Origin of the sequence: Janthinobacterium sp. J1-1 (genome assembly GCF_030944405.1) — a bacterium.
GTDB lineage: Bacteria > Pseudomonadota > Gammaproteobacteria > Burkholderiales > Burkholderiaceae_D > Janthinobacterium.
Window position 1 is genome coordinate 4,649,253 of record NZ_CP132339.1, and the last position, 26,246, is coordinate 4,675,498.

The 26,246-nt window shown below is 62.4% G+C and carries 23 protein-coding genes; 15 read left to right on the forward strand and 8 right to left on the reverse strand.

The window, feature by feature from the left end; translation table 11 throughout:
* Positions 1-174 precede the first annotated feature (174 nt).
* The 6 genes from Q8L25_RS21195 (at position 175) to Q8L25_RS21220 (ending at position 7,279) form a co-directional block, all read left to right on the forward strand.
* On the forward strand, positions 175-1,176 hold the full coding sequence (locus tag Q8L25_RS21195) for a LacI family DNA-binding transcriptional regulator (RefSeq protein WP_308921272.1): 1,002 nt from the start codon (positions 175-177) through the stop codon (positions 1,174-1,176).
* Positions 1,177-1,206: 30 nt separating this feature from the next.
* Positions 1,207-2,688, forward strand: a complete 1,482-nt coding sequence (gene xylB / locus Q8L25_RS21200; RefSeq protein WP_308925771.1) for a xylulokinase — start codon at positions 1,207-1,209, stop codon at positions 2,686-2,688.
* Positions 2,689-2,700: 12 nt separating this feature from the next.
* The gene (tal, locus tag Q8L25_RS21205; protein ID WP_308921273.1) at positions 2,701-3,654 is read left to right on the forward strand and encodes a transaldolase; all 954 of its coding nucleotides are present in this window, start codon (positions 2,701-2,703) and stop codon (positions 3,652-3,654) included.
* A gap of 74 nt (positions 3,655-3,728) precedes the next feature.
* Positions 3,729-4,664 (forward strand): ABC transporter substrate-binding protein, encoded by a 936-nt coding sequence (locus Q8L25_RS21210; RefSeq protein WP_308921274.1) that lies wholly within the window; start codon positions 3,729-3,731, stop codon positions 4,662-4,664.
* An 80-nt stretch (positions 4,665-4,744) separates the two neighbouring features.
* Entirely contained in the window at positions 4,745-6,244 is a 1,500-nt protein-coding gene (locus Q8L25_RS21215) for a sugar ABC transporter ATP-binding protein (protein ID WP_308921275.1), read from the forward strand.
* 24 nt (positions 6,245-6,268) lie between these two features.
* Positions 6,269-7,279: a ribose ABC transporter permease gene (locus Q8L25_RS21220; protein WP_308921276.1), complete on the forward strand. Its 1,011-nt coding sequence runs from the start codon at positions 6,269-6,271 to the stop codon at positions 7,277-7,279.
* Positions 7,280-7,386: 107 nt separating this feature from the next.
* Here the strand turns inward: Q8L25_RS21220 and Q8L25_RS21225 are convergent, their stop codons facing one another.
* The 4 genes from Q8L25_RS21225 to Q8L25_RS21240 form a co-directional block, all read right to left on the reverse strand.
* A complete protein-coding gene (locus Q8L25_RS21225; protein ID WP_308921277.1) occupies positions 7,387-7,854 on the reverse strand; it encodes a GNAT family N-acetyltransferase in 468 nt (155 codons plus the stop codon).
* Positions 7,855-7,884: 30 nt separating this feature from the next.
* Positions 7,885-8,880 (reverse strand): NADP-dependent oxidoreductase, encoded by a 996-nt coding sequence (locus tag Q8L25_RS21230; protein ID WP_308921278.1) that lies wholly within the window; start codon positions 8,878-8,880, stop codon positions 7,885-7,887.
* Positions 8,881-8,963: 83 nt separating this feature from the next.
* On the reverse strand, positions 8,964-9,266 hold the full coding sequence (locus Q8L25_RS21235; protein WP_308921279.1) for a Dabb family protein: 303 nt from the start codon (positions 9,264-9,266) through the stop codon (positions 8,964-8,966).
* 64 nt (positions 9,267-9,330) lie between these two features.
* Positions 9,331-10,509, reverse strand: a complete 1,179-nt coding sequence (locus tag Q8L25_RS21240) for an acetyl-CoA C-acyltransferase (protein ID WP_308921280.1) — start codon at positions 10,507-10,509, stop codon at positions 9,331-9,333.
* A gap of 213 nt (positions 10,510-10,722) precedes the next feature.
* Here Q8L25_RS21240 and Q8L25_RS21245 point away from each other — a divergent pair, with 213 nt between their 5' ends.
* Positions 10,723-12,423, forward strand: coding sequence for an MFS transporter (locus Q8L25_RS21245; protein ID WP_308921281.1), 1,701 nt, complete (start codon positions 10,723-10,725; stop codon positions 12,421-12,423).
* Positions 12,424-12,515: 92 nt separating this feature from the next.
* Here Q8L25_RS21245 and Q8L25_RS21250 read toward each other — a convergent pair whose 3' ends face one another.
* Positions 12,516-12,719, reverse strand: a complete 204-nt coding sequence (locus tag Q8L25_RS21250; protein WP_308921282.1) for a hypothetical protein — start codon at positions 12,717-12,719, stop codon at positions 12,516-12,518.
* A 185-nt stretch (positions 12,720-12,904) separates the two neighbouring features.
* Between Q8L25_RS21250 and Q8L25_RS21255 the strand changes: the two genes are divergently transcribed.
* Positions 12,905-13,687 (forward strand): nucleotidyltransferase domain-containing protein, encoded by a 783-nt coding sequence (locus tag Q8L25_RS21255; protein ID WP_308921283.1) that lies wholly within the window; start codon positions 12,905-12,907, stop codon positions 13,685-13,687.
* On the opposite strand, the gene Q8L25_RS21260 is transcribed toward Q8L25_RS21255, so the two are convergent.
* Positions 13,684-14,583 carry a LysR family transcriptional regulator gene (locus tag Q8L25_RS21260; RefSeq protein WP_308921284.1) on the reverse strand — a complete coding sequence of 300 codons (900 nt, stop codon included), beginning with the start codon at positions 14,581-14,583 and terminating at the stop codon, positions 13,684-13,686. The two genes, Q8L25_RS21255 and Q8L25_RS21260, sit on opposite strands and share 4 nt — an antisense overlap.
* Positions 14,584-14,693: 110 nt before the next feature.
* Here Q8L25_RS21260 and Q8L25_RS21265 point away from each other — a divergent pair, with 110 nt between their 5' ends.
* Both Q8L25_RS21265 and Q8L25_RS21270 read left to right on the forward strand, forming a co-directional pair.
* Positions 14,694-14,933, forward strand: coding sequence for a DUF2798 domain-containing protein (locus tag Q8L25_RS21265; protein WP_308921285.1), 240 nt, complete (start codon positions 14,694-14,696; stop codon positions 14,931-14,933).
* A gap of 146 nt (positions 14,934-15,079) precedes the next feature.
* The gene (locus Q8L25_RS21270) at positions 15,080-15,916 is read left to right on the forward strand and encodes an alpha/beta fold hydrolase (RefSeq protein WP_308921286.1); all 837 of its coding nucleotides are present in this window, start codon (positions 15,080-15,082) and stop codon (positions 15,914-15,916) included.
* Positions 15,917-15,965: 49 nt separating this feature from the next.
* On the opposite strand, the gene Q8L25_RS21275 is transcribed toward Q8L25_RS21270, so the two are convergent.
* Entirely contained in the window at positions 15,966-18,053 is a 2,088-nt protein-coding gene (locus tag Q8L25_RS21275; protein ID WP_308921287.1) for a 3-hydroxyacyl-CoA dehydrogenase NAD-binding domain-containing protein, read from the reverse strand.
* Positions 18,054-18,596: 543 nt separating this feature from the next.
* Between Q8L25_RS21275 and Q8L25_RS21280 the strand changes: the two genes are divergently transcribed.
* From Q8L25_RS21280 to Q8L25_RS21300, 5 genes are all read left to right on the forward strand, one after another.
* Positions 18,597-20,294, forward strand: coding sequence for a methyl-accepting chemotaxis protein (locus tag Q8L25_RS21280; RefSeq protein WP_308921288.1), 1,698 nt, complete (start codon positions 18,597-18,599; stop codon positions 20,292-20,294).
* 12 nt (positions 20,295-20,306) lie between these two features.
* The gene (locus Q8L25_RS21285) at positions 20,307-21,131 is read left to right on the forward strand and encodes a protein-glutamate O-methyltransferase CheR (RefSeq protein ID WP_308921289.1); all 825 of its coding nucleotides are present in this window, start codon (positions 20,307-20,309) and stop codon (positions 21,129-21,131) included.
* Between the two features lies 1 nt (position 21,132).
* Positions 21,133-21,690 carry a chemotaxis protein CheD gene (locus Q8L25_RS21290; RefSeq protein ID WP_308921290.1) on the forward strand — a complete coding sequence of 186 codons (558 nt, stop codon included), beginning with the start codon at positions 21,133-21,135 and terminating at the stop codon, positions 21,688-21,690.
* Complete coding sequence (locus Q8L25_RS21295; protein WP_308921291.1) at positions 21,677-23,176, forward strand: chemotaxis protein CheW; 1,500 nt, start codon at positions 21,677-21,679, stop codon at positions 23,174-23,176. The genes Q8L25_RS21290 and Q8L25_RS21295 overlap by 14 nt, the downstream gene beginning before the upstream one ends.
* 287 nt (positions 23,177-23,463) lie before the next feature.
* Entirely contained in the window at positions 23,464-24,423 is a 960-nt protein-coding gene (locus Q8L25_RS21300) for an IS110 family transposase (protein ID WP_308921292.1), read from the forward strand.
* Between the two features lie 31 nt (positions 24,424-24,454).
* On the opposite strand, the gene Q8L25_RS21305 is transcribed toward Q8L25_RS21300, so the two are convergent.
* Positions 24,455-26,101: a 3-(methylthio)propionyl-CoA ligase gene (locus tag Q8L25_RS21305; RefSeq protein ID WP_308921293.1), complete on the reverse strand. Its 1,647-nt coding sequence runs from the start codon at positions 26,099-26,101 to the stop codon at positions 24,455-24,457.
* Between the last annotated feature and the right edge of the window lie 145 nt (positions 26,102-26,246).

Here is a 26,246-nt window from a genome sequence, read left to right on the forward strand (position 1 = left end):
GGACAGGACCACGGCAGGACCCATGACAATACACGATCATGCAAACAAGTTAACAAGAAACTTCGTGAAAAATAAAAAGAAAGCGCTTGCGCAAGCGCTTTCTTTTATTTAGCATGTCATATAACAGCAAAGCAGCAAATAAAAACAGCGGTACCAAAAAACACAGGAGACACCATGGCCACCATGGAAGATGTAGCGCGGGCGGCGGACGTATCGCTGTCGACCGTCTCGCACGTAGTCAACGGCACCCGCAAGGTCAGCCCGAAAACCGTCGCCGCCGTCAACACGGCGATGCAGCAGATCGGCTATGTGCCGAACATGCTGGCGCGCGCCCTGGCTGGCTCGTCTTCCGGCACCATTGGCGTGGCCATCTCCGCGTTTACCAATCATTACTTCAGCGAAACCGTGCGCGCCATCGAGGCGGCCTGCACGCGCCATGGCCTGATGATGCTGTTTTCCGATACCCATGACGACCCCGAGCAGGAACTCAAGGTGGTGCAGAACCTGCACCAGCGCCGGGTCGACGGCATCGTGCTGGCGCCGTCGGGCGATCCGCACAACCGCGCGCTGGACTATCTGAACAGCAACAAGATCGCCTCGGTGCTGGTCGACCGCATGTCGCCGCTGGCCTTCGACCAGGTCGGCGTGGAAAATATCGAAGCCACCTGCGAACTGGTCAGCCATCTGATCACCGTGCACGGCCACCGCCGCATCGGCTTTATCGCCGGCGCGCCCGGCCTGTCGACCACCGACGAACGCATCGACGGTTATCGCCTGGCGCTGGCGCGCGCCGGCCTGCCGTTCGACCCGGCCCTGCTGCAATGGGGCCATTCCAATCTCGAGCGCAGCGGCGCGGCCACGCGCGAACTGCTGGCGCTGCCGCAGCGCCCGACGGCGATTGTCGCCGGCAATAACCTGATGACCATCGGCACCATGCATGCGCTGCGCGACGCCCATGTGGCCGTGCCGCAAGACGTGGCGCTGGCCGGCTTCGATGATTTCGACTGGGCCGATTACTTCAGCCCGCGCCTGACCGTGATGGCCCAGCCGCTGGAAGAGCTGGGCGCGATGGCGGTCGACCTGCTGATCGAGCGGCTGGCCCATCCACAACGTGCGCAATATGTGCAGCGCTTGTCGCCGGTGCTGCGCGTGCGCAACTCATGCGGCTGTTCCTGATTCCTTGACCTGAAGACCATGACCAACAAAATTTCCCTCGGTATCGATCTCGGTACTTCCGAACTGAAAACCGTGCTGATGGACAGCCACGGCGCCATCCGCGGCCAGGCCTCGGTGCGGCTCGACGTGTCGCGCCCGCACCCGGGCTGGTCCGAACAGGCGCCGCAGGACTGGTGGGATGCCTGCGTGGCGGCGCTGGCGCAATTGCGCGCCGCCTGTCCTGACGAGTTTGCCGCAATTGCCTGCATCGGCCTGTCGGGCCAGATGCATGGCGCGGTGCTGCTCGACTGCGACAACGCCTGCATCCGGCCCGCCATCCTGTGGAACGACGCGCGCGCCCATGCCGAGGCGGCGCAACTGGCGCATGACTACCCGGCCTTTGCTGAAGTCACCGGCAGCCTGGCGATGGCCGGCCTGACGGCGCCAAAACTGCTGTGGCTGCAAAAACACGAGCCGCAGGCGTTTGCCGTGATCGACTGCGTGTTGTCGCCGAAAGACTATCTGCGCCTGCGTTTGACGGGACAGAAAATCACCGACATGTCCGATGCGGCCGGCACCTTGTGGCTGGACGAAGCGCGCCGCGCCTGGTTCGCGCCCATCGTCGAAGCGTGCGGCCTGCGCCTGGAGCAATTGCCTCCGCTGGTCGAAGGCGATGCCGCCACCGGCACCGTGCTGGCGACTATCGCCAAACGGCTGGGCTTGCCAGAGAACGTGGTGGTGGCCGGCGGCGGTGGCGATAACCCGGTCTCGGCCGTGGGCATCGGCGCCGTCCATGCCGGCGACAGCTTTATTTCGCTGGGCACCAGCGCCGCCATCGTCTCGGTCACCGAGCAGCCGCTGGGTAATCCGAACGGCGGCGTGCACAGCTTTTGCCACGCCCTGCCCGGCCGCTGGTACGCCATGGGCGCCATCTTGTCGGGCGCCAGCTGCCTGCGCTGGGCCACGGGCGTGCTGAACCAGGCCGGCGAAGCGGCGCTGCTGGCGCTGGTCGAGGCCGATATTCCGTTAAGCCAGACCGTCACGCCCGGCGCGCCGCTGTTCCTGCCGTATTTGTCGGGCGAGCGCACGCCGCACAACGATCCGCAAGTGCGCGGCGCGTTTTTGCAATTAGGCCATGATAGCAATCCGGCGCAGCTTGGCTATGCTGTACTGGAAGGGGTGGCGTTTGCCTTGCGCGACGCGATGGCGGCAGTCATCTCGACCGGCGCCACCGTGCCGCACTGCCTGCTGGTCGGCGGCGGCGCGCGCAGCCAGTACTGGGCGCAATTGCTGGCCAACGTGCTGGGCCGCGAAATGCGCACCCTGCACAACAGCGAATTGTCGGCCAGCATGGGTGCGGCCAAGCTGGGCTTTGCCGCCATCGGCCACACCGGCCTGCTGGCGACGGGACTGCCGATCAAGAACAGCTTCGCACCGGATGCCGCGCAACATGCCGCGCTCACCATCCGCTATAACAAATACCGCAGCCTTTTTCCTGCCGTTCAGGCCCTGCATCAACTGTCGTCTACCTAAGGACAAGTCACGATGAATCAACTGCAACAACTGAAGCAAGCGAGCACCGTCGTCGCCGACACCGGCGATTTCTTGCAATTGGCCCGTTTTGCGCCGCAAGACGCGACCACCAATCCTTCCCTGATCCTGAAAGCGGTGCTGCAGCCCGATTACGCGCCCTTGCTGGCCAGCACGGTCGCCGACCACAAGGGCGCCTCGCTCGACGATATCGTCGACCAGGTGCTGGTGCGTTTTGGCCTGGAAATCCTGAAAGTGGTGCCGGGCCGCGTCTCGACCGAAGTCGACGCCCGCCTGAGCTTTGACCGCGCCGCCACCGTGGCCCGCGCCCGCCGCCTGATCGCCCTGTACGAAGCGACCGGCATCACCCGCGAACGCGTGCTGATCAAGATCGCCGCCACCTGGGAAGGCATCCAGGCCGCGCGCGAACTGGAAGCGGACGGCATCTTCTGCAACCTGACCCTGCTGTTCGCCTTCTGCCAGGCGGTCGCCTGCGCCGACGCCAAAGTGCGTTTGATTTCGCCTTTTGTGGGCCGTATCTACGACTGGCACAAGAAGTCGCTCGGTGCATCGTGGGACGAAGCGGCCCGTTCGCTGTCCAACGATCCAGGCGTGCAGTCGGTCACCCGCATCTACCAGTATTACAAGCAGCATGGCATTGCGACCCAGGTGATGGGCGCCAGCTTCCGCAACACGGGGCAAATTACCGCCCTGTCCGGCTGCGACCTGCTGACCATCAGCCCCGACCTGCTGGCGAAACTGGAAGCCTCCGACGAACCGTTCGAGCGCGCGCTGGGTGCGGACCCTGGCGCGCCGCAAGCGGCCATTACGTACGACGAAGCGGCTTTCCGCTACGCCCTGAACGATGATGCGATGGCGACCGAAAAGCTGGCCGAAGGCATCCGTGGCTTCGCCGTCGATGCGGCCAAGCTCGACAAGATGATCGAGAGCCTGCGCCAGGCCGCCTGAAGATGATTTTTACCCCCTTGTTTTTCACCCGTAGCACAACTTGTTTTTCACAATAAGAACCTCTGGAGATACTCATGAAAAAAGTTATTACCGCCTCCCTGCTGTTGTCCGCCGCCTGCGGCGCTTTTGCCGCCGACAAGCCATTGAAATCGATCGGCGTCAGCGTGGGTGACCTGGCCAACCCGTTCTTCGTGGCGATCGGCCGCGGCGCCGAAGAAAGCGCAAAGAAAATCGGCGGACCTGGCGTGAAAGTGACCACCGTGTCGAGCAAATATGACTTGAACACCCAGGTCGACCAAATCGAGAACTTCATCGCGAATAAAACCGACATCATCATCCTGAACGCCGTCGACTCCAAGGGCATCGCCCCGGCCATCAAGAAAGCGCGCAACGCGGGCGTGACCGTGATCGCCGTCGACGTCGGCGCCGTCGGCGCCTCGGCCACCGTGATGTCCGACAACACCATGGCCGGCGACGTCTCGTGCGCCTACCTGGCCAAGCAGATCGGCGGCAAGGGCAATGTGGTGATCCTGAACGGCCCACCGGTGACCTCCGTGATCGACCGCGTCAACGGCTGCAAGAAAACCCTGGCCGGCTTCAAGGACATCAAGATCCTGTCCGACAACCAGAACGCCGGCGGCAGCCGTGACGGCGGCATGACGGTGATGTCGAACCTGCTGACGGCCCATCCGAAGATTGACGGCGTGTTCGCCATCAACGATCCGACCGGCATCGGCGCCGAACTGGCGATCAAGCAAGCCAAGCGCACCGACGTGAAACTGATCACCGCCGTCGACGGCGCGCCGGACGGCCAGAACGCCCTGAAAAACAAGGCAGGCCTGTTCGCCGCCACCTCGGCGCAAAACCCGTACCGCATGGCCACCGAGGCAGTGCAGATGGGCTACGACATCATGAACGGCCGTACGCCGAAGCAAACCATGGTGTTGCTGCCGACCCCGGCCATCACCAAGGAAAACGTCGCCACCTACACCGGCTGGGTAAAAAACTGATCTGGCTGACCTGAACCACGTGCCGTCCACCCCGGCCCCGCCGGTGGCGGGCGGCAGTTTCAAAGCAAGGAAGGACAGTCATGAGCGACGAAATCATTTTTGAAATGCGCGGCATCGAGAAGCGCTTTGGCGCCACGCGCGCGCTGCGCGGCGTGCACCTGACGGTGCGCAAAGGCGAAATCCATGCCGTGATGGGCGAAAACGGTGCCGGAAAAAGTACCCTGATGAAGATTTTGTCCGGCGTCTACACGCCGGACGCCGGGGAAATCATCCTGGACGGCAAGCCGATCAAGATCCGCAATCCGGGCGAAGCCCGCGCGCTGGGCATCAACCTGATCTACCAGGAACTGAGCGTGGCCAAGAACATGACGGTGGCGCAGAACGTCTTCATGGGCAGCGAGCCCAAGGGACCGTTCTGGACCGTCAAGGGCGGCGAGATGCGCGCCCGCACCAATGCCATCCTGGCCGACCTGGGCTCGCGCTTCAATGCCGACACCATGGTCGCCACCCTGTCGATCGCCGAGCAGCAGCAGGTGGAAATCGCCCGCGCCCTCGTGCACGAAAGCCGCATCCTGATCATGGACGAGCCGACGGCGGCGCTGTCCGACCGCGAAACCGAACAATTGTTCCGCATTATCGAAGAGCAGCGCGACAAAGGCCTGGCGATTCTCTACATCAGCCACCGCATGGCCGAGGTGGAGCGCCTGGCGCGCCGCATCACGGTGCTGCGCGACGGCGCCTATGTGGGCGAGCTGGGCAAGGACGAACTGGACCAGAAGAAAGTCGTGCAGATGATGGTGGGCCGCCCCGCCGACGACTTTTATTCGCACCAAAGGCGCACCACGCGCGGCGCCGAGCGCCTGCGGGTGGAAAACGTCGGCGCCGGCAAGGTCAAGCCGGCCAGCTTCGTGCTGCACGCCGGTGAAGTGGCGGGCCTGGCCGGCCTGGTGGGCGCCGGCCGCACGGAACTGGCGCGCCTGATCTTTGGCGCCGACAAGAAGCAATCGGGCCAGGTCTGGCTCGACGGCAAGGAAGTCCATATTGCCGAACCGCTGGCGGCGATCCGCCACGGCATCGGCTACCTGCCGGAGGACCGCAAGAGCCTGGGCCTGTTCATGCAGCTGTCGGCCATGGAAAACATGTCGATGAATATATTGTCGCAGCACGCCACCGCCGGCGTGGTCGACCGCCGCGCGCTGACCAGACTGACGCGTGAATCGATCGGCAGCCTGAACGTGAAAGTATCGGGACCGGAAGGCATCGTCGGCGGCCTGTCGGGCGGCAACCAGCAGAAAGTGCTGCTGGCGCGCTGGCTGGCGATCAAGCCGAAAGTGCTGATCCTCGACGAGCCGACGCGCGGCGTCGACGTCGGCGCCAAAAGCGAGATCTACAAGATCATCCACCAGCTGGCGGACGCGGGCACGGCGGTGCTGTGCATTTCCAGCGAACTGGCCGAACTGGTCGGCATCTGCGACCGCGTGATGGTGATGTGCGAAGGCAGGCTGACCGGCGAAGTGACGGGCGACGACATCACGCAGGAAAAGATCCTGGCCTACGCCACCCATCTGGACGCCGCTTAAAACATCAATACAGGGAGAATCATCATGACCACGACCACCACCGGCGGCGCCGCAAGCGCCAGCCAACCTTTCAATGCCTCGAACCTGATGCGCCGCCTGGGCATGCTGCCCGTGCTGGTGGTGCTCTACCTGGCCATGTACGGCCTGACCGTGTATTTCTCGGCCGATGGCGAATCGACCTTCATGACCAGCACCAACACCATGAATATCTTCCGCCAGGTGTCGATCAATATCGTGCTCGCTTCCGGCATGACCTTCGTCATCCTCACCAGCGGCATCGATCTGTCCGTCGGCTCCGTGCTGGCCGTGTCGGCCGTGGCCGGCATGCTGATGTCGCTGTCGGCGCAGTTCGCCGGCTTTTCGATCCCCACCTTTTTGATCGTCGGCCTGCTGCTGGGCGCACTGAACGGCGTGCTGGTGGCGCTGGTGGGATTGAATCCGTTCGTGGTGACCCTGGGCACCATGACGGCGCTGCGCGGCGCGGCCTATCTGCTCGCTGACGGCACCAGCGTGCTGAACACGGAAATCCCGAGCTTCGAATGGATGGGCAACGGCAGCTTTCTGGCGATCCCGTGGCTGATCTGGCTGGCCGCGCTGGTGGTGATCCTGACCTGGTTTATCCTGCGCAAGACCACCCTGGGCCTGCATATCTACGCCGTCGGCGGCAATATCCAGGCTGCACGCCTGACCGGCATCAAGGTCGGCCTGGTCCTGATGTTTGTCTACACGATCAGCGGCCTGTTCGCCGGCCTGGGCGGCGCCATGTCGGCCAGCCGCCTGTACGCCGCGAACGGCAACTGGGGTACCGGCTACGAGCTCGACGCAATCGCGGCAGTAGTGCTCGGTGGCACCAGCCTGATGGGCGGCGTCGGTTCCGTCTGGGGCACCGTGATCGGCGCCCTGATCATCGGCGTGATGAACAACGGCCTGACCATCCTGGGACTGTCGTCGTTCTGGCAGTATGTGGCCAAGGGCGTGGTGATCGTGCTGGCGGTGATACTGGACAAATGGCGCCAGTCGCACGCGCAGAATTGATGGTAAAGGTTGTTGTCGGGTTACGCGCTGCGCGCTAACCCGACCTACGGTTTACACCGCATGTCGGGTAGGTCGGATTAGCGCCTTGCGCGTAATCCGACGTTCTCTCAGAATTCCAGGCGCATTTCAATATGCGCGATCCCCGCCTCCGCAAACTCTTCCCCCTGCTGCACAAAACCATGGCGCGCATAGAACGGCGCGGCCACGGTCTGGGCATTGAGCACCACGGCCGCATCGCCGCGTTCGCGCGCTTTCTCCATTAATTTCTGCAGGATGGCGCCGCCGACGCCGGTGCCACGGCCCGCCTTGCGCACGGCCATGCGGCCGATATGGCCGTCGGGCAGCAAGCGGCCCGTGCCGATGGCGTGACCGTCGTTGTCATAGGCGACGGCATGCAGGCAGACGGCGTCCATCTCGTCGAGCTCGATCTCGGCGGGAACCTTCTGTTCGTCGACAAAGACTTCAAAGCGGATGGCGGAGGCGTCGTGGCCCAGGGTGGCCCAGTCGCCGAGGCGGATAGTGTAGTTGCTGATATCGGTGCTCATGATGGCGTGGAAGTGGAAACAGGCCGCCATTGTCGCACGGCCTCTTCCACCAGAACAATATCAGGAGAGCTTGACCAGCTGCTTGCCGAAGTTACGTCCCTTCAACAAACCGATAAACGCTTCCGGCGCATTCGACAGCCCTTCGGCGATGGACTCGCGGAATTTCAGCTTGCCTTCCGCCACCAGCTTGCCCAGCTCGGCCAGGCCTTCCGGCCACAGTTCCGGCTGTTCCGAGACGATAAAGCCGCGCACCGTCAGGCGGTTGATCAGGATCAGGCGGAAATTGTCGATCGGCGTAGGCTGACCGTCATAGCCGGCAATCCAGCCGCACAGGGCGATGCGGCCAAACGCGTTGGTGCGCGCCAGCGCCGTATCGAACACCTTGCCGCCGACGTTTTCAAAGATGGCGTCGATGCCGTCCGGGGTGGCCGCCGCCAAGTCAGCTTCCAGCTTGCCCGCCTTGTAGTCGACGCAGGCATCGAAGCCCAGCTCGTCGACCACATACGCGCATTTTTCCGGGCCGCCGGCGATGCCGACCACGCGGCAGCCTTTCAGCTTGGCCAGCTGGCCCACCACGCTGCCCACCGCGCCGCTGGCGGCCGACACGACCACCGTTTCGCCCGCTTTCGGCGCCATGATATGGTTCAGGCCGTACCAGGCCGTCATGCCGGGCATGCCCACCGAACCGAGGTAGGCCGATTCGGGAATATGCGTGGTGTCGACCTTGCGCAGCATGGTGCCGTCGGACACCGCCACTTCCGTCCAGCCCAAAGTACCGACGACGGTATCACCAACGGCAAACTTCGCATGCTTCGATGCGATCACCTCGCCGATGGTGCCGCCGATCATGGTTTCATCGATGGCCTGCGAAGCGGCGTAGCTCTTGCTCTCGCTCATGCGGCCACGCATGTAGGGGTCCAAGGACAGGTAATGGTTGCGTACCAGCAGTTCGCCGTCCTGGATGGCGGGCATCTCGACGGTTTCCAGGCGGAAGTTGTCAGGCTGGACTTCGGCTTTGGGGCGGGAGGCGAGGACGATGCGTTGATATGTGGTCATGTGTGCTCCTGATGATCGGTGGAATCAGCAGAGGGCTGGGGTCAGACCCGGCGGGTCTGACCCCGGATTTCTGCTGCGTTAAGTTAAACTTCGTAGTCCATGCACTGCCGCGCTTCACGCACGGCGCCAAAAAACGGCTTGATCTTCACGTGTTCCGGATGGTTCTGGTAGGCGTCAAGCGACTCGCGGCTGTCGAATTCGCTGTACAGCACGATGTCGTAGGTCGCTTCCAGGCCGGGCTGGGCCACGGCCGCTTCGAATTTCAAAATGCCGGGCACGAGAGCAGAGCAGCTGTCGAGCAGGGCCTTGAGTTTCAGGGCGTTGGTGGCGCGGTCGGCGCCTTCGGCGTGGTCCTTGAGTTTCCAGAAAACGATGTGCTTGATCATGATGTGCAATGGAGTACGAAAGAGAGCCAATACTGTAACCGCTATCGGCTCACTCTGCAGAACACTAGGCCACTTCGAACAAACCGGCCGCGCCCTGCCCGCCGCCGATGCACATGGTCACCACCACATATTTGACGCCGCGGCGCTTGCCTTCGATCAGCGCGTGGCCCGTCAGGCGCGCGCCCGATACGCCGTAAGGGTGGCCGACGGCGATCGCGCCGCCGTTCACGTTCAGGCGGTCCAGCGGGATGCCCAGGGTGTCGGCGCAGTACAGCACTTGCACGGCGAACGCTTCATTGAGTTCCCACAGGCCGATATCGGCCACCGTCAAGCCGGCTTTTTTCAGCAGCTTCGGAATCGCAAACACGGGGCCGATGCCCATTTCGTCAGGTTCGCAGCCGGCCACGGCAAAGCCGCGGAAGATGCCCAGCGGTTGCAGGCCCTTCGCTTCGGCCACTTTCGCGTTCATGACGATGGCCATCGCCGCGCCGTCGGAAAACTGGCTGGCGTTGCCGGCGCTGATCACCCCGCCCGGCACGGCCGGACGGATTTTCGACACGCCTTCATAGGTGGTGTCGGCCCGGATGCCTTCGTCGGCGGATATCGTCACTTCGCGCGTGGTCAGCATGCCGCTGGCCTTGTCGGCCACGCCCATGGTGGTGGTCATCGGCACGATTTCCGCATCGAACAGGCCGGCGGCCTGGGCGCTGGCGGCCCGCTGCTGGCTTTGCGCGCCGTAATGGTCCTGGCGCTCGCGCGAAATGCTGTAGCGCTGGGCCACCGTTTCGGCCGTTTGCAGCATGGGCCAGTACAGGGCTGGCTTGTTTTCCTGCAGCCACACTTCGCGGTACATATGCTTGTTCATTTCGTTCTGCACGCAGGAAATCGATTCGACCCCGCCGGCCGCATAGATATCGCCTTCGCCGGCGATGATGCGCTGCGCCGCCGTGGCGATCGCCTGCAGGCCCGAGGAACAGAAGCGGTTGATGGTCATGCCGCCGGTCGTGACCGGGCAGCCGGCGCGCAGGGCGATCTGGCGCGCGATATTGCCGCCGGTGGCGCCTTCGGGAAAGGCGCAGCCGGCCAGCACGTCTTCCACTTCGCCCGCCTCGATGCCGGCGCGTTCGATGGCGGCGGCCAGCACATGGCCGCCCAGGGTGGCGCCATGCGTCATGTTGAACGCGCCTTTCCAGGACTTGGCCAGGCCCGTGCGGGCGGTCGATACGATGACGGCTTCATTCATGTGATGTCTCCTGGGTGATAGTAAGTAGGTGGCTGAGAATAGCATAGATAAGTACGGTCGTTCGCTCCTGCAAAGACCTTGCAAAGGCTGTGCAAATGACTGCAATTGTAAGCGCCGCGTAAGGTTCCAGGGACAGACTGGCCCGTAGCTGTTGCAAGAATGGTCAGCAAGACCTCGGCAACGGTTCACTATAAAACATAGGGAGACAACACCATGGCAACACCATCCGGCTCGGCCGACGTACGCAAGTTCGCGGCCAAAGGGGCGCCAATGACCAAGGAGGAACGCAAGGTCATCTTTGCTTCCTCGCTCGGCACCGTCTTTGAATGGTACGACTTTTATCTGTACGGTTCGCTCGCATCGATTATCGCCAAGCAATTCTTTATCGGCGATCCCACCACCACCTTCATTTTCGCGCTGCTGGCGTTTGCCGCCGGCTTTATCGTGCGTCCGTTCGGCGCGCTCGTGTTCGGCCGCCTGGGCGACATGATCGGCCGTAAATACACCTTTTTGATCACCATCCTGATCATGGGCGGCTCGACCTTTATCGTCGGCCTGCTGCCGGGCCATGCCTCGATCGGCATCGCGGCGCCTATCATCCTGGTCATCCTGCGCATCCTGCAGGGCCTGGCGCTGGGCGGCGAATATGGCGGCGCGGCCACCTATGTGGCCGAGCATGCTCCCGAAGGCAAGCGCGGGGCGTTCACGGCCTGGATACAGACCACCGCCACCCTGGGTTTCTTCCTGTCGCTGATGGTGATCCTGGGCACCCGCCTGGCGACCGGCGAAGCGGAGTTCGAAGCCTGGGGCTGGCGCGTGCCGTTCCTGGTGTCGGTGGTGCTGCTCGGTATTTCCGTCTGGATCCGCCTGGCCATGGATGAATCGCCGGCATTTGCCAAGATGAAGGCCGAAGGCCGTACCTCGAAAGCCCCGCTGACCGAAGCGTTCGGCCAGTGGCGCAACCTGAAAATCGTGATCCTGGCGCTGATCGGCCTGACCGCCGGCCAGGCCGTGGTGTGGTACACGGGCCAGTTCTACGCCCTGTTCTTCATGATCCAGACCCTGAAGGTGGACCTGGCCACGGCGAATATCCTGATCGCCATCGCGCTGCTGCTCGGTACGCCATTCTTCCTGTTCTTCGGCAGCCTGTCGGACCGCATCGGCCGCAAGTACATCATTCTCGGTGGCTGCCTGATTGCCGCGCTGACCTACTTCCCGATTTTCAACGGCCTGACCCATTTTGCCAATCCGCAGCTGGAAACGGCACTGAAGAACTCGCCCGTGGTGGTGGTGGCCGATCCGGCTTCCTGCCACTTCCAGTTCAACCTGACGGGCACCAAGAAATTCCCGTCCTCGTGCGACATCGCCACCGGCTTCCTGTCGAACAGCTCGGTGAACTACACCAAGGAAGACGCGCCGGCCGGCTCCATCGCCAAGGTACGCATCGGCGCCAAGGAATTCACCTCGTTTAACGCCGTCATGACGGCCGACGGCCTGAACTTCGACGCCGACAGCAAGGCCAAGGAAGCGGCCTTCAAGAAGGAAATCGGCGCCGGCGTCAAGGAAGCGGGCTACCCTGCCAAGGCCGACCCGGACCGCATCAACAAGCCGATGGTCGTGCTGCTGCTGTTTATCCTGGTGCTGTATGTCACCATGGTGTACGGCCCGATCGCCGCCATGCTGGTGGAAATGTTCCCGACCCGCATACGCTATACCTCGATGTCGCTGCCCTACCATATCGGCAATGGCTGGTTCGGCGGCCTGCTGCCGACCACCGCCTTTGCGCTGGTGGCGTTCAAGGGCGATATCTATTATGGCCTGTGGTATCCGATCATCGTGGCCCTGGCCACAGTCGTGATCGGCACCCTGTTCGTGCGTGAAACCAAGGACAACAATATCTACGCCGACGACTGATGTACCGTGTGCACCGGCCAGCGCGCCGGTGCCTCAGGAAAAACGCCGCCGGGATTGCTCCCGGCGGCGTTTTTTCATGCACGAACGACGGATTATTTGTCGCTCGCACCCTTCTTCAGCTGGTCACGATGCTGCACATATTCCTGGTAGCTGGTCTGGTTGCGCTTGCGGCAGGCGTTGCGGTCATCAAAATTGTTGAGGCTGTTGCAGTACTCGCCGATCTTATCCCGATTCGCGTCATACAAAACCTCACAGCCGGTGATGGCCAACAAACAGGGGACGATCAGATATTTCATTGCATCTCTCATGGCATGGTGTAAATAAACTGCGGGAAGGACTGCATGGCCAAAAACGCTTGACATCTTTATCTTAACGCGATCAAGGCGCCAAGTACAAGCGCTCGGTTTTACTTTCTGGAAAGATGTGTGCCATCGCTAGTGCTGGCGCATGCTACAGTCCGCCTTTTGAAGCCAGAATTCGCATGACCGTCACCACAAGTACCATTCCACCGGCTCCCCACGGCCCTTTCCAGCCAGCCTATCTTGACCTGATCGATGACCTGCGCACGGCGCTGCTGGCGCAGGCCGGTGAGCTGCTCGATGGCATCTATCTGTACGGCAGCGTGGCGCGCGGCGATGCGACACCCGGCGTGTCGGACCTGGACGTGACCCTGATCCTGCGCCACCGCCCTGCGCCGCGCGACGCCAGCATGCTCGAAGCGCTGCGCCTGGCGCTGGCGGCGCGCCATCCGGAAGTGAGCAAGATCGATTTCGATATCGGCACCCGCATCGACGCGCTGGCGCCGCGCCACCTGCACAGCTGGGGTTACTGGCTCAAGCACCACTGCCGCTGCATCTGGGGCAACGACTTGTCGCGCTGTTTCACGCCCTTCCCGCCGTCGCGCACCATCGCGCTGGCCGTCAATGGCGATATCGTCGAAGTACTCGAACGCCAGGCCCGGGAGATCGAGCAACTGCGCGAGCTAGACACTGCCAAGCTGGTGCGCCGCCAGCGCGAAGCGGCGCGCAGGCTGCTACGCGCCACCAGCGTGCTGCGCGCGGAAGATGAACCGTCGTGGCCGCAAACCCTGGAACAGCATGCGGCATTGTTTCTCAGCAGTTATCCGGCGATGCGGGAGCAGATCGACTTTTTCATGCGCCATGCCGGCCAGGGTGGCGCGCCGGACGATCAATTCGTCACGCGCCTGCGCGCCTTTGCCGGCTGGCTGCAGCTGCAGTTACAGTTGCAACAACAGCAAAGCTAGGCCGGCTGGTTCAGCGCTGGGCAGTTTTCCGCGAACTGCGCCAGGTGTTCCAGCAACACCCGCACCCTGGCCGGCAGGTAGCGGCGCTGGGTCCAGACCGCGTACACATGGCGCGGCTGCGGCATCCAGTCGGGCAGCACGCGCACCAAACGGCCATCGGCCACCTCCTGGCGGCATTGCAACAGCGGGCACAGCAGCACACCGATGCCAGCTTCCGCCATCTCGACCGCAAGGCGCATTTCATTGACCCGCAGCCGCGCCTGCGGCTGCAGCACCATCTCGGCGCCGTCGCCGGGGCGGTGCAAGCGCCAGGTGCGCAGCGGCTCGGCCACGATCAGTTCATGCTGTTCCAGGGAAGCGAGGTCCTGCGGCACGCCGGTGCGCGCCAGGTAGGCGGGCGCGGCCACCATCACCAGCGCCGCGCTGCCCAGGCGGCGCTGCATCAGCGAGGAGTCGTCGAGCGCGCCGACGCGGATCGCCAGGTCGGCGCCGCTGGTCACCATGTCCTGCAGCCGGTTCGACAGTTCCAGTTCCAGCCGTATTTCAGGATACTGCCGCATGAAGCTGACCCAGGCCGGCGTCAGCAGGCCGCTGGCAAAATTGACGGGCGCCAGCACGCGGATCGAGCCGGACACGGCCGACAAGCTGGCGTCGAGCTGGCGCGTCGCCTGCCGCAGGGCATGCACCAGCGGCCGGCACTGTTCATAGTATTGCCAGCCTTCCGCCGTCGGCTGCATGCGCCGCGCGCTGCGGTTGAGCAGGCGGTAGCCCAGCTGGCTTTCCAGCTTTTGCAGGCGGCGCGTGACGGTGGCGGCAGGCAGCTCTTCGGCGGCCGCCGCCGCATTCAGGCTGCCGGCCTCGACGATGGCGACAAACAGGGCCAGGTCATCCAACATGGTCGTTGATCAATTCCATTTTTGAAATTTCAGATTAAAAATATGCGTCTAGTATAGATTGTTGCAAGTGACTATGCTGCCTGTCTGTTCACTTTTTTGAAAGACTCACCATGTCCGTAGCCCTGCGTTTGCGTTTTGTATTTGCCGTCATCATGTCGCTGGTCATGACCTTGCTGATGAGCGCCTGGGTGACCTGGCTCAATATCGGCTTGCAGGACGACTTCCTGGCGCGCTGGCGCCATGCTTTCCTGGCCGCCTGGCCGGTGGCCTTCTGCGCGGTGATGCTGTTCGCGCCCCATGTGCAGGGCATCAGCCGCCAGATCGTGCTGCGCTTCAGGCGCTCAAGCTGACACGCCCCCAGACGGCGGCAGGCCGTGTGCCAGCGCACGCTGGTGACAAAAGCACGGGCATTTCCCTCTGTTCAATGTTTTCATCGCCGTATGATGTGCCTATAATGGGTGACGTCATACCGATCCGTGAACCAAGAAGGAGATTCATGCAGCATCTATCCGCCGTCCGCCCCGCGCGCGCCATTCTCCTCGGCAGCGTAGCGCTGTTGATGTCCGGCTGTTCCATGTTGCCCTCGTCCGCCCCCAAGTCGGGCCCGCCCGCCAGCGCCACCCTGCCCGACGCCACCATCGCCTACACCCTGACCGGCCAGGGCGCCCTGCCGGTGGTCTTCCAGTCCGGCCTCGGCGACGGCAAGGATGTGTGGGACGGCGTGCTGCCGGAAGTTGCGAAAAACCACCGCGTGCTGGTGTATGACCGGCCCGGCTATGGCGCCAGCCAGAAGACCACCACCCCGCGCGACCCCTGCACCATCGCCGCCCAGCAGCGCGCGCTATTGGGGCAGGCAGGCTTGAAACCACCGTATATCCTGGTAGGGCAAGGCTTGGGCGGGCTGTATCAATATGTGTATGCCAGGCTGTACCCGCAGGACGTGGCCGGCCTGATCCTGCTCGACCCCACCCATCCGCAACAGTGGCAGCGCATGCAAACCGACGCATCCACCTACGCCATGCTGCTGAAGACCCGGCGCAAGCTGATGTTCAACAGCACCGAAACGGCGGAATTCGACGCTCAGGCGCAATGCCTGCAACACATCGACATGAAGACGCCGCTGCGCGCGCCGGCCATGCTGCTGGTGCGCGACAAGTTCGGCATCGAGGAAATGGGCTCGTACGAGACCCTGGTACGGGCCCAGGAAAAGGACTGGCAGCGCCTGTCCGGCGCCCCCGCCATCGAGCGCATCACGGGCGCCGGCTATTACATCCAGAAGGACAATCCCGTGATCGTCAATGAAGCAGTCAAAATGGTGGTCAAGAAGAAATAAAGAAAGGGGCAGATGAATCTGCCCCTTTTTCATTCGCCGTCAAGCAGCATCAGCTATTGAATCCCTTGCCCTCGCCCGCCAGCTTGACCAGCAGCGGCGCCGGCGTCCAGGCCTCGCCATGGCGCCCCTGGGCATAGCCGGCAATCGCATCGAGCACATTCGGCAAGCCCACCGTATCGGCATGGAACATCGGCCCGCCGCGGAACAGAGGGAAGCCGTAGCCGGTCAAATACACCATGTCGATATCGGAGGCGCGCAGGGCGATGCCCTCTTCCAGGATGCGCGCGCCCTCGTTCACCAGGGCATACACCAGCCGTTCGACGATTTCCTTGTCGCTGATCTTGCGCCGCTCCACGCCGATGTCCTGCGAGTGCCGCACGATCATGGCGTTGACCTGCTCGGACGGATAGGCCTTGCGGTCGCCCGCCTTGTAGTCATACCAGCCGGCGCCCGTCTTCTGGCCGTAGCGGCCCAGCTCGCACAGCAAATCGGCCGTCTTCGAATACGTCACGTCCGGCTTTTGCACGTAGCGGCGCTTGCGGATGGCCCAGCCGATATCGTTGCCGGCCAGGTCGCCCATGCGGAACGGGCCCATGGCGAAGCCGAATTGTTCGGCCGCCTTGTCGACTTGGGCCGGCAAACAGCCTTCTTCCAGCAGGAAGCCGGCCTGACGGCTGTATTGCTCGATCATGCGGTTGCCGATAAAACCGTCGCACACGCCGGAAACGACGCCGGTTTTCTTCAGTTTTTTCGACAGCGCCAGCGCGCTGGCCAGCACGTCCTTGCCGGTGTCCCTGCCGCGCACGATTTCCAGCAGCTTCATCACATTGGCGGGGCTGAAGAAATGCGTGCCGATCACGTCCTGCGGGCGGCCGGTAAAACTGGCGATCTGGTCCAGGTCCAGCGTGGACGTATTCGACGCCAGGATGGCACCCGGCTTCATGACGGCATCGAGCTGCCTGAACACCGCTTCCTTGACGCCCATCTCCTCGAACACGGCTTCGACCACGATATCGGCCTGTGAAATATCCGCATAGTCCAGGGTGCCGGTGACCAGCGCGATGCGCTGCTCGGCCTTGTCCTGCGTCAGCTTGCCCTTTTTCACCGTGTTTTCATAATTCTTGCGGATAGTCGCCAGGCCCTTGTCCAGCGCTTCCTGCGTCGTTTCCAGCAGCTTGACGGGGATGCCGGCATTGGCGAAATTCATGGCGATGCCGCCGCCCATGGTGCCGGCGCCCACAATCGCCGCCGAAGCGATCGCGCGCACGGGGGTGTCGGCCGGCACGTCCGGCACCTTGCTGGCCACGCGCTCGGCAAAGAAGGCGTGGCGCAGGGCCTTCGATTCCGGCGACTGCACCAGCTGCATGAACAGTTCGCGTTCGAATTTCAGGCCATCATCGAATTTCATGGTCACGGCCGCCGCCACCGCTTCCACGCATTTCAACGGCGCCGGGAACGGGCCGGCCATCGCTTGCACGGTATTGCGCGAAAACTGCAGGAACGCTTCGTGATTCGGGTAATCGACCTTGCGTTCGCGCACTTTCGGCAGCGGACGCGCATCGGCGATTCGTTCGGCAAAGGCCACGGCAGCCTGCAACAGGTCGGCGCCCGGTGCGGTCACTTCGTCGAACAGCGCCGTGCCCGCCAGCTTTTCGGACGCCACCGGCGTGCCGGAAACAATCATGTTGAGCGCCATTTCCAGGCCCAGCACGCGCGGCAGCCGCTGCGTGCCGCCCGCGCCCGGCAAGATGCCGAGTTTCACTTCCGGCAAGGCCATCTGCGCGCCAGGCGAGGCGACGCGGTAATTGCAGCCCAGCGCCAGCTCCAGCCCGCCGCCCATGCACACGCTATGGATGGCGGCCACCACCGGCTTGGTCGATTGCTCCACCACATTGATCAGGGTATGCAGGGTCGGCTCGGTGAGGGCCTTCGGTGAATTGAATTCCTTGATATCGGCGCCGCCCGAAAAGGCCTTGCCGGCACCGGTGATGACGATGGCCTTGATGGCGTCGTCGGCCAGCGCCTGCCTGATGCCGGCCACGGCGGCGGTGCGGGTAGCCAGTCCCAGTCCATTGACCGGTGGATTGGCGAGGGTGATCACGGCTACGGAACCGTTGACTTGATACTCGGCGCTCATTGTCTCTTCCTTGTTGGTGTGGGTGTCTTGGATATGGCAAGCGTTGAAGCTTCACTATACCGCACAAAAGAACGCTCGTATTATTTTTGTCCTTCCGGGCGGCCTCGGGCCTCATGTTACAGGATCACCGTGCCAGGCGCCGTGCCAGGCGGCCGAAATGCTTTTTTCGACTATCAAATTAATATTCGAAACAGTATGACAAATGCAATAGATAAAACCTTCTATTAATAATGGCAATACCCTTTTTTATATGAATAAAAGCGGCAACAACCACACTTTTACCCATATTTAAAGATCTCTCTTGTTTTTCCATATAGCCTGAGGAATAATAAATTTATTGATAAAAATCAACACTCTACAATACACGTCATATATGGCAAACTGGCTGCAATCAAATATAGCGTCGAGTGCGTAGATTCTCACCAATTACCACCGAAGATTTAAATGCACGGCAGATTATCACGCAATGTAACAGACCCACGCATTAATAAAATACCCTTCCTTTTCTCTCTTATATATACCGACTCAACTGAAGGAAATATTATGGACGCAGCCAGCCATGTCAGCCATTCCCAGGATCTGGACTTACAAGCGATCAACACTGCCATCAACCGGGTGCAGGCGGTGATCGAATTCGAGCTCGACGGTACCATCCTGCACGCCAACGACAACTTCCTGAACGTCGTCGGCTATACCCTGGACGAGGTGCAGGGCAAGCATCACGCCATGTTCTGCGATCCCGAGTATGTCAAAACGCCGCAATACCGCGAATTCTGGGCCAAGCTGGCGCGTGGCGAATTCGACCAGGGCGATTACAAGCGCCGCGCCAAGGATGGCCATGAAGTGTGGATCAGCGCTTCCTACAATCCCATCTTCGACGCCGATGGCAAGCCCTATAAAGTCATCAAGTTCGCCAACGACGTCACCGCCGTCAAGATGCGCAATGCCGAATACGAAGGCAAGGTCAGCGCCATCGGCAAGGCGCAGGCGGTGGTGGAATTCGATGTGCATGGCAATGTACTCGACGCCAATGCGAATTTCCTCGACGTGATGGGGTATGAGCTGGCCGATATCAAGGGCGAGCATCACCGCATGTTTTGCGAAGCCGAGTATGCCAACAGCCTCGAATATAAAAAATTCTGGCAAAAGCTGAACCGCGGCGAATTCGACAGCGGCCGCTACAAGCGCATCGGCAACAACGGCAAGGTGGTCTGGATACAGGCCACCTACAATCCCATCCTCGACCTCAATGGCAAGCCCTACAAGGTGGTGAAATTTGCCATCGACATTACCGAGCAGGTCAGGCTGGAAGCGAGCATCCACGACAAATCGCAGGATGACAGCCGCAAGGTCAAGGTGCTGCTCGACTCGGTGGCGCGCGCGGCGCAAGGCGACCTGACCTGCACCATCGTGCAGGAAGGCGAGGAACCGATCGACCTGCTGGCCGGCGGCATCGGCAAGATGATCGTCGACCTGCGCGGCGTGATCGCCAACGTGGTGGCGGCCGCCGGCGGCTTTGCCGATTCCTCGCATGCGATCGCCGAGCGCGCCACGGGCGTGGCGGTGGGCACGCAGGCGCTGGGCGCCACCGTCGAACAGATGAACGCCTCGATCGACGGCCTCACCTTCTCGATCAACTCGATTGCCGAGAACGTCTCCAGCGCCGACTACCTGGCCCGCGCCACGCAGCAGGAAGCCGAAGCGGGCGCGCGCGCCGTCGCCAAATCGATCGAGGCGATGGACCTGATCAACCGCTCCTCGGAAGACATCGGCGAAATCGTCAAGGTGATCAGCGAGATCGCCAACCAGACCAATATGCTGGCCTTCAATGCGGCCATCGAGGCGGCGCGCGCGGGCGAGCACGGCCTGGGCTTTTCGGTGGTGGCCGACGAGGTGCGCAAGTTGGCCGAGCGTTCCTCGCAGGCGACGAAGGAAATCTCCAAGCTGATCAACGAGTCGGTCAAGCGGGTCACCACCGGCAGCGAGATTTCGCGCCAGGCCAGCGACGCCTTCGACAAGATCGTCTCGGGCGTGGGCAAGACGACGCTGGCCATCTCCGATATCTCCAAGGCCGCCAACGAGCAGCTGCTGACGGCGCGCGAGGTGTCGACCGCGATCCAGTATATCGCCGAGGAAACGGAAAAATCGGCCGCCAATGTCGACAGCATCGCCCGCTCCACCGACGCCCTGAACGACCGCGCCGGCAACCTGAACCAGACCGTGTCCGGTTTCGTGGTCTAGGTGATGCACACGATGAGCCACGCCGCCACCCTGACGCCCGAAGTTCTCACCAGCCTGATCGCCATGGTGCGCGAGCATACGGGTATCGCCATGACGCCGCGCAAGAGCATTTTGCTCGAGCGGCGCCTGCAGCCGCGCCTGCAGGCGCTGTCGCTGCACAGCTACCAGGCCTACCTGGACAAGGTGGCCAGCGACCGCGAGGAAGTGGCCCATTTCATCGACCTGGTGACCACCAACGATACCCTGTTTTTCCGCACGCCGCAAATCTGGGAGTATTTTGGCGAGCGCTACCTGCCGGCCTGGGCGCGCCAGCATCCGGGGGGCTGCCTGAAAGTGTGGTCGGCGGCGGCCGCCAGCGGCGAGGAGCTGTACTCGATCGCCATGGTGTGCGAGCAGTTCAAGGTGCAGCAGCCGGCTTTTCGCTACCAGATTTTCGCCAGCGATATTTCGCAGCAGATATTGAATGCGGCGCGCGCCGGCCAGTACAGCGGCCGTTCGGTCGAGCGCATCCGGCTGTCGCACCCGGAATTGCTGCGCAAATACTTCACGGCCTCGCCGTATGGCGTGCAGGTCAACGACGAGCTGCGTCAACACGTCAGCTTTGCGCTGCACAACCTGCTCGAACCCTTGCGCCCTGCCCAGCAGTTCGACCTGGTGTTCCTGCGCAATGTGCTGATTTATTTCGATGCCGAGCACCAGGAAACGGTATTGCGGCAGGCACGCCACAGCCTGAAGGACGACGGCAGGCTGATCCTGGGCGAATCGGAAACCATCGCCCGCCTTGGCACCGGTTATCAATTTGAATTTCCCATGATTTACAAGACAGGCGAGGCATAAGATGCGAGCGATGACAGCGATGACGGCAGGCGACCTGTGGGACACGCCCTTGAAACAGGTGGGCATGGGGCAGCTGAGCGTGGGCGCGCACGACGATCAGCTGCAGGCCCTGCTGGGCTCCTGCATCGGCATCGGCTTTCTGTGGAAAAAGGGCGGGCGCTGCGGCCTGGCCCATTGCCTGTTGCCGGAAGCGCCAAGACTGGACGGCAGCCTGGGCGCGCGCTATGTGAACCAGGCCGTGCCGTCCCTGTTGCGCCTGATGGGCGTGCGCGTGGCCGATTACCCCGATATCGAAGTGGTGCTGGCAGGCGGCGCGAGCATGTTTGGCGCCCGCAATGCACGCTTGCAGGTGGGCAAGCAAAACGTGGAGGCGGCGCAAAAATACCTGGAACGCTGCGGCCTGAACGTGAGTTTTTGCGCCCTGGGCGGACAGCAGGGGCGCCAGTTGCTGATCGATTGCGCCGACCACAGCTACGCCGTCACGGACGTGGCCGCCTCCGGGCAGCGGCCGGGCCGGGCCGTCAACCCTTACGCGGGAGCCCATCATGGACATGCATGAAGCAAGCGTGGTGGCGCAAGCGGGCCAGCCGGCCAGCGAACTGTTCGGCTCCTTCCACCTGGGTGGCGACGAGTTCGCCCTGCCCGCCAGCTGCATCCGTGAAGTGGTCAATTATCCGGCGAAGATGACGGTGCTGCCGCTGTCGCCGGCCTACCTGGAAGGCATGTTTACCCTGCGTGGCAGCGTGATTCCGGTGGTCAACCTGGGCCGGCTGTTCCGTCCCGGCGCGTCAGCTGCCGGCGCCACCGACAAGGTCGCCATTCTCGACTTCCAGCAAGTGCTGATCGGCATCGTGTTCCAGGACACGGGCGAGATCATGCGCGTGCAGCCGGCCCAGCGCTCGACCCTGCAGTATGCGGCCGGCGATGCGCACGCCGTGATCGCCGGCACCATCCTGCTCGATGACGGCGCCCGCCTGCTGCAGATACTCGATCCGCACGCCTTGATCCGCATCGAGAACGTGCCGCAGGTGCTGGCACGCCAGGCATCCAATGGCAAGCACAACGCGCGCCTGCTGGCCCAGGGCGAACGGCGCCAGTGCGTCAGCTTTCATGCGGCCGGCTCGACCTTTGCCTTCGACATGGCGGCCATCCAGGAAATCATCCGCGTGCCCGAGCTGCACAGCTCCATCCTGAACAGCGCGCTGTGCCTGGGCCGCATGCATTTCCGCGGCAGCCAGGTGGCGGTGGTCGATTTCGCCGCCCTGCTGCAGGCGCCGGGCAGCACCGCGGGCGCCAGCCCGGACCAGCGCGTGATCGTGGTGCGCCTCGATGACGCCACCGTGGGCTTTCTGGTCGACTCGGTCGACAGCATCGTCCACTACCTGGCCGACGAGGTGCTGCCGATACCGCTGTTGAGCAAGGCGCGCGCCGCCATGTTCGCCGGCTGCATCTCGAAAGACGGCGTGGGCGACATCATCGTGCTCGACCACCGTGAAATCCTGTCGCACACCGAAATCGTCGAGATGCAGCAGGGCCATGCGCGCCTGTATCCCGCCAAGGAGGAGGCGGCCGCCACGCGCAAGGCGCAGCGCCAGGTCTATATCACCTTTACGGTCGACAACCCGTTTGCTGTGGAAATCAAGCAGGTGCGCGAAATCATCGATGTCGGCGGCGCCATCACCAGGCCACCCGGCCTGCCCCCCTTCATGCGCGGCATATTGAATTTGCGCCAGCAGATGATCAGCATCGTCGACCTGCGCCAGCTGTACGGCATGGCGCCATTGGCGGACGAAAGCAATGCCAAGATCCTCATCATCGAACGGGGCGAGGAACGCTACGGCTTCCTGGTCGACGCCGTCAACAACATCATGACGATCTCGGACAGCCAGCGTTTCTCGGCGCCCCAGCTGATCCGCACCGGCAGCCATGACGACCTGCGCAGCGAGATGGAGGAGATGATCGATATCGGCAGCGCCGAGCAGCGGCAGACGCTGAGCGTGTTTCGCTGCGACAGCTTGCTGGACAAATTGGGGCAGGCGGCTTGATGGCATGGCCAACGATGTTGTCGGATTACGCGCTTGCGCGCTAATCCGACCTTGTATTATTCCTCTCATGCGGTTGGTGGTGTTGCGAACAACATCGGCCGCTGTCAAAATTCTTGGTAGGCATATCAAGACCGGGTAACTGGATGCCGTATCCGCCCTTAGGCTCAAAGCCAGCGATGTAGATCTCGCACCAGTTACCCACCCTCCATGTCAAGATCGGACAGTATCTTTGGCACCGGCACGCCGGTAGCCCGCATTCACAAGGTAGATCGCAAGAGGACCACAGCATGTTTAATTTAGGAATCGACGTTGCCAAGGCCAAGCTGGACTGCGCACTGCGCCTGCCCAATGGCAAGCACCGTAACAAGGTAGTAGAGAACAATCACAAAGGATTTGCTGCACTGAGCGAATGGCTGCTCAAGCATGATGCCGGCAACCCGAGAGTATGTATGGAAGCGACTGGCACTTACTGGGAAGGGGTTGCCGAATATCTGGCCGGACTTGGCATGGTGGTCAGTGTCATCAATCCGGCACAGATGAAGGCCTTTGGCGCCTCGCGCATGGTACGCACCAAGACCGACAAGGTCGACGCGCAGTTGATTGCCGACTTTGCCCATGAGCGCCAACCGCAGCCGTGGACAGCGCCGTCGCCCGCCGCGCAGGCACTGCGCGCCTTGGTGCTGCGCCTCGAAGCGGTGCAAGCGATGCGGTTGCAGGAAACGAATCGGCTCGACGTCGCGCGAGAAGCGGTACGCCAGGGTATCGAGGATCACATTGCCTGGCTCGACAAAGAAATCAAGGGACTCATTCGCGCCATCAAGCGCCATATCGACGATGATCCGGATTTACGCGATAAGCGCGAGCTGCTCGACAGCATCCCTGGTCTGGGTGAGCGCACGATACCAGTGTTGCTGTCGTACTATGCCGATACCGAGCGCTTCGACAACGCCAAGCAAGCCGTGGCGTTTGCGGGACCCGACCCGCGCCAGCACGAGTCAGGATCGAGCGTACGTGGCAAGCCACGCATGTCGAAGATTGGTCACAGTTTCCTGCGAAAGGCGCTGTACATGCCAGCCATGGTGACCGTATACAGGACACCATGGGGTCAGCGCTTTGGCCAGCGGCTCAGCGCTGCCGGCAAGGCACCGAAACTGATCATCGGCGCCATGATGCGCAAGCTGGTGCACGTGGCATTCGGCGTGCTCAGGTCGGGAAAAATATTTGATCCAACCTTGCACAACGCTTGACGGGGATAACAGTATCTACGTGCCTATCCATCTACGCAAGCTTGTGCCCCTTGAACTGCTCCCTCAGCTTGTTCTTCTGAATCTTGCCGGTCGCTCCCATCGGCAGCGCGTCGACAAACAGCACGTCGTCCGGCGTCCACCATCTGGCGATCTTGCCCTCAAAAAACTGCAGCAGCTCGGCGCGTGACACCGCCATGCCGGGGCGCTGCACCACCACCAGCACCGGGCGCTCGTCCCATTTCGGGTGGAACAGGCCGATGCAGGCCGCCTGCAGCACGGCCGGGTGGGCCATGGCCAGGTTTTCCAGGTCGATGGTGCCGATCCACTCGCCGCCCGACTTGATCACGTCCTTGCTGCGGTCGGTGATCTGCATGTAGCCGTCCACATCGATGGTGGCCACGTCGCCGGTCGGAAACCAGCCGTCCTGCAGCACCTCGCCGCCCTCGTCCTTGTAGTAGGAGGCGATGATCCACGGCCCTTTCACCATCAAATGGCCATAGCTGCTGCCGTCCCACGGCAACTCCTTGCCCTCGTCGTCGACGATCTTCATGTCCACGCCATAGATCGCATGGCCCTGCTTTTGCAGGATCTTGCGCTGCTGGTCTTTCGGCAAATCGAGGTGCTTGGCCTGCAGGCCGCCGGTGGTGCCCAGCGGCGACATTTCCGTCATGCCCCAGGCGTGGATGACTTCCACGCCGAACTGGTCGATCAGGGTGTCCATCATGGCCGGCGGGCAGGCCGCGCCGCCGATCACGGTGCGGCGGAAGGTGGAAAACGTCAATTGGTTCTGCAGCACATGGTTGAGCAAACCGAGCCAGACGGTCGGCACGCCGGCCGAAAACGTCACTTTTTCCGTTTCGAACAGCTCGTATAGCGACTTGCCGTCCAGCGCCGCGCCGGGAAACACCATGCGCGCGCCGGACAGCGGCACCGAATACGGCAAGCCCCAGGCATTGACATGGAACATGGGCACCACCGGCAGCACCGTATCCGAGGCGCGCACGTTCAGGCCGCTGGGCATGGCCGAGGCATAGGCGTGCAAAACCGTCGAGCGGTGCGAATACAGCGCGCCCTTGGGGTTGCCGGTGGTGCCCGAGGTATAGCACAGGGTGGCGGCCGCGTTTTCGTCGAACAGCGGCCATTCGTACTGGTCGGAATGGCTGGCGATCAGGTCTTCATAGCACAGCAGGTCGGGAATGCTGCTGCTTTCCGGCATGCGGTCGCGGTCGCACATCAGGACAAAACTGCGCACGAACGTGCAGGCGGCGGCGATCTTTTCCACCACCGGTAAAAAAGTCAGGTCGAACAGCAGCACCTGGTCTTCCGCATGGTTCGAGATATAGGCGATCTGGTCGGGAAACAGCCGCGGGTTAATCGTGTGCAGCACCGCGCCCGAGCCGGACACGGCGTAATACGCTTCCAGGTGGCGATAGCCGTTCCAGGCCAGGGTCGCCACCCGGTCGCCCATGCCGACACCGAGGCCATGCAGCGCGTTGGCCAGGCGCCGCGCGCGCTGGTGGCAATCGCGGTAATTGTAGCGGTGCATGTCGCCTTCCACCCGCCGCGAGACGATCTCGCTGGCGCCATGGTGGCGCGCGGCGAACTCGATTATGCTGGAAATCAACAGGGGCTGATGCATCATCTGGCCCATCACCGGACTGACCTGGAATACCGACATCGTGTCTCCTCGACTGTTAGTGTTTAAGTAAGCAGCTTCAGTTTCGACCGCTCGTGCTATTCCGGTCAACGGATTTCGATATTGCACTGCAGCATGGAACCGGGGGTTCCGTTTTGCGGCGCGCCGCAGAGAAGCACGCGCTGCG

Excerpts from the sequence above, each read along its gene's own strand:
- Q8L25_RS21210 (WP_308921274.1), top strand. The coding sequence starts at position 3,729 with ATGAAAAAAGTTATTACCGCCTCCCTGCTGTTGTCCGCCGCCTGCGGC.
- Q8L25_RS21290 (WP_308921290.1), top strand. The coding sequence starts at position 21,133 with ATGCGAGCGATGACAGCGATGACGGCAGGCGACCTGTGGGACACGCCC.
- Q8L25_RS21240 (WP_308921280.1), bottom strand. The coding sequence starts at position 10,509 with ATGAATGAAGCCGTCATCGTATCGACCGCCCGCACGGGCCTGGCCAAG.
- tal (WP_308921273.1), top strand. The coding sequence starts at position 2,701 with ATGAATCAACTGCAACAACTGAAGCAAGCGAGCACCGTCGTCGCCGAC.
- Q8L25_RS21215 (WP_308921275.1), top strand. The coding sequence starts at position 4,745 with ATGAGCGACGAAATCATTTTTGAAATGCGCGGCATCGAGAAGCGCTTT.
- Q8L25_RS21255 (WP_308921283.1), top strand. The coding sequence starts at position 12,905 with ATGACCGTCACCACAAGTACCATTCCACCGGCTCCCCACGGCCCTTTC.
- Q8L25_RS21305 (WP_308921293.1), bottom strand. The coding sequence starts at position 26,101 with ATGTCGGTATTCCAGGTCAGTCCGGTGATGGGCCAGATGATGCATCAG.
- Q8L25_RS21195 (WP_308921272.1), top strand. The coding sequence starts at position 175 with ATGGCCACCATGGAAGATGTAGCGCGGGCGGCGGACGTATCGCTGTCG.
- Q8L25_RS21270 (WP_308921286.1), top strand. The coding sequence starts at position 15,080 with ATGCAGCATCTATCCGCCGTCCGCCCCGCGCGCGCCATTCTCCTCGGC.
- Q8L25_RS21230 (WP_308921278.1), bottom strand. The coding sequence starts at position 8,880 with ATGACCACATATCAACGCATCGTCCTCGCCTCCCGCCCCAAAGCCGAA.
- Q8L25_RS21285 (WP_308921289.1), top strand. The coding sequence starts at position 20,307 with ATGAGCCACGCCGCCACCCTGACGCCCGAAGTTCTCACCAGCCTGATC.
- Q8L25_RS21235 (WP_308921279.1), bottom strand. The coding sequence starts at position 9,266 with ATGATCAAGCACATCGTTTTCTGGAAACTCAAGGACCACGCCGAAGGC.
- Q8L25_RS21275 (WP_308921287.1), bottom strand. The coding sequence starts at position 18,053 with ATGAGCGCCGAGTATCAAGTCAACGGTTCCGTAGCCGTGATCACCCTC.
- Q8L25_RS21220 (WP_308921276.1), top strand. The coding sequence starts at position 6,269 with ATGACCACGACCACCACCGGCGGCGCCGCAAGCGCCAGCCAACCTTTC.
- Q8L25_RS21225 (WP_308921277.1), bottom strand. The coding sequence starts at position 7,854 with ATGGCGGCCTGTTTCCACTTCCACGCCATCATGAGCACCGATATCAGC.
- Q8L25_RS21300 (WP_308921292.1), top strand. The coding sequence starts at position 23,464 with ATGTTTAATTTAGGAATCGACGTTGCCAAGGCCAAGCTGGACTGCGCA.
- Q8L25_RS21265 (WP_308921285.1), top strand. The coding sequence starts at position 14,694 with ATGTCCGTAGCCCTGCGTTTGCGTTTTGTATTTGCCGTCATCATGTCG.
- Q8L25_RS21245 (WP_308921281.1), top strand. The coding sequence starts at position 10,723 with ATGGCAACACCATCCGGCTCGGCCGACGTACGCAAGTTCGCGGCCAAA.
- Q8L25_RS21280 (WP_308921288.1), top strand. The coding sequence starts at position 18,597 with ATGGACGCAGCCAGCCATGTCAGCCATTCCCAGGATCTGGACTTACAA.
- Q8L25_RS21260 (WP_308921284.1), bottom strand. The coding sequence starts at position 14,583 with ATGTTGGATGACCTGGCCCTGTTTGTCGCCATCGTCGAGGCCGGCAGC.
- Q8L25_RS21250 (WP_308921282.1), bottom strand. The coding sequence starts at position 12,719 with ATGAAATATCTGATCGTCCCCTGTTTGTTGGCCATCACCGGCTGTGAG.
- Q8L25_RS21295 (WP_308921291.1), top strand. The coding sequence starts at position 21,677 with ATGGACATGCATGAAGCAAGCGTGGTGGCGCAAGCGGGCCAGCCGGCC.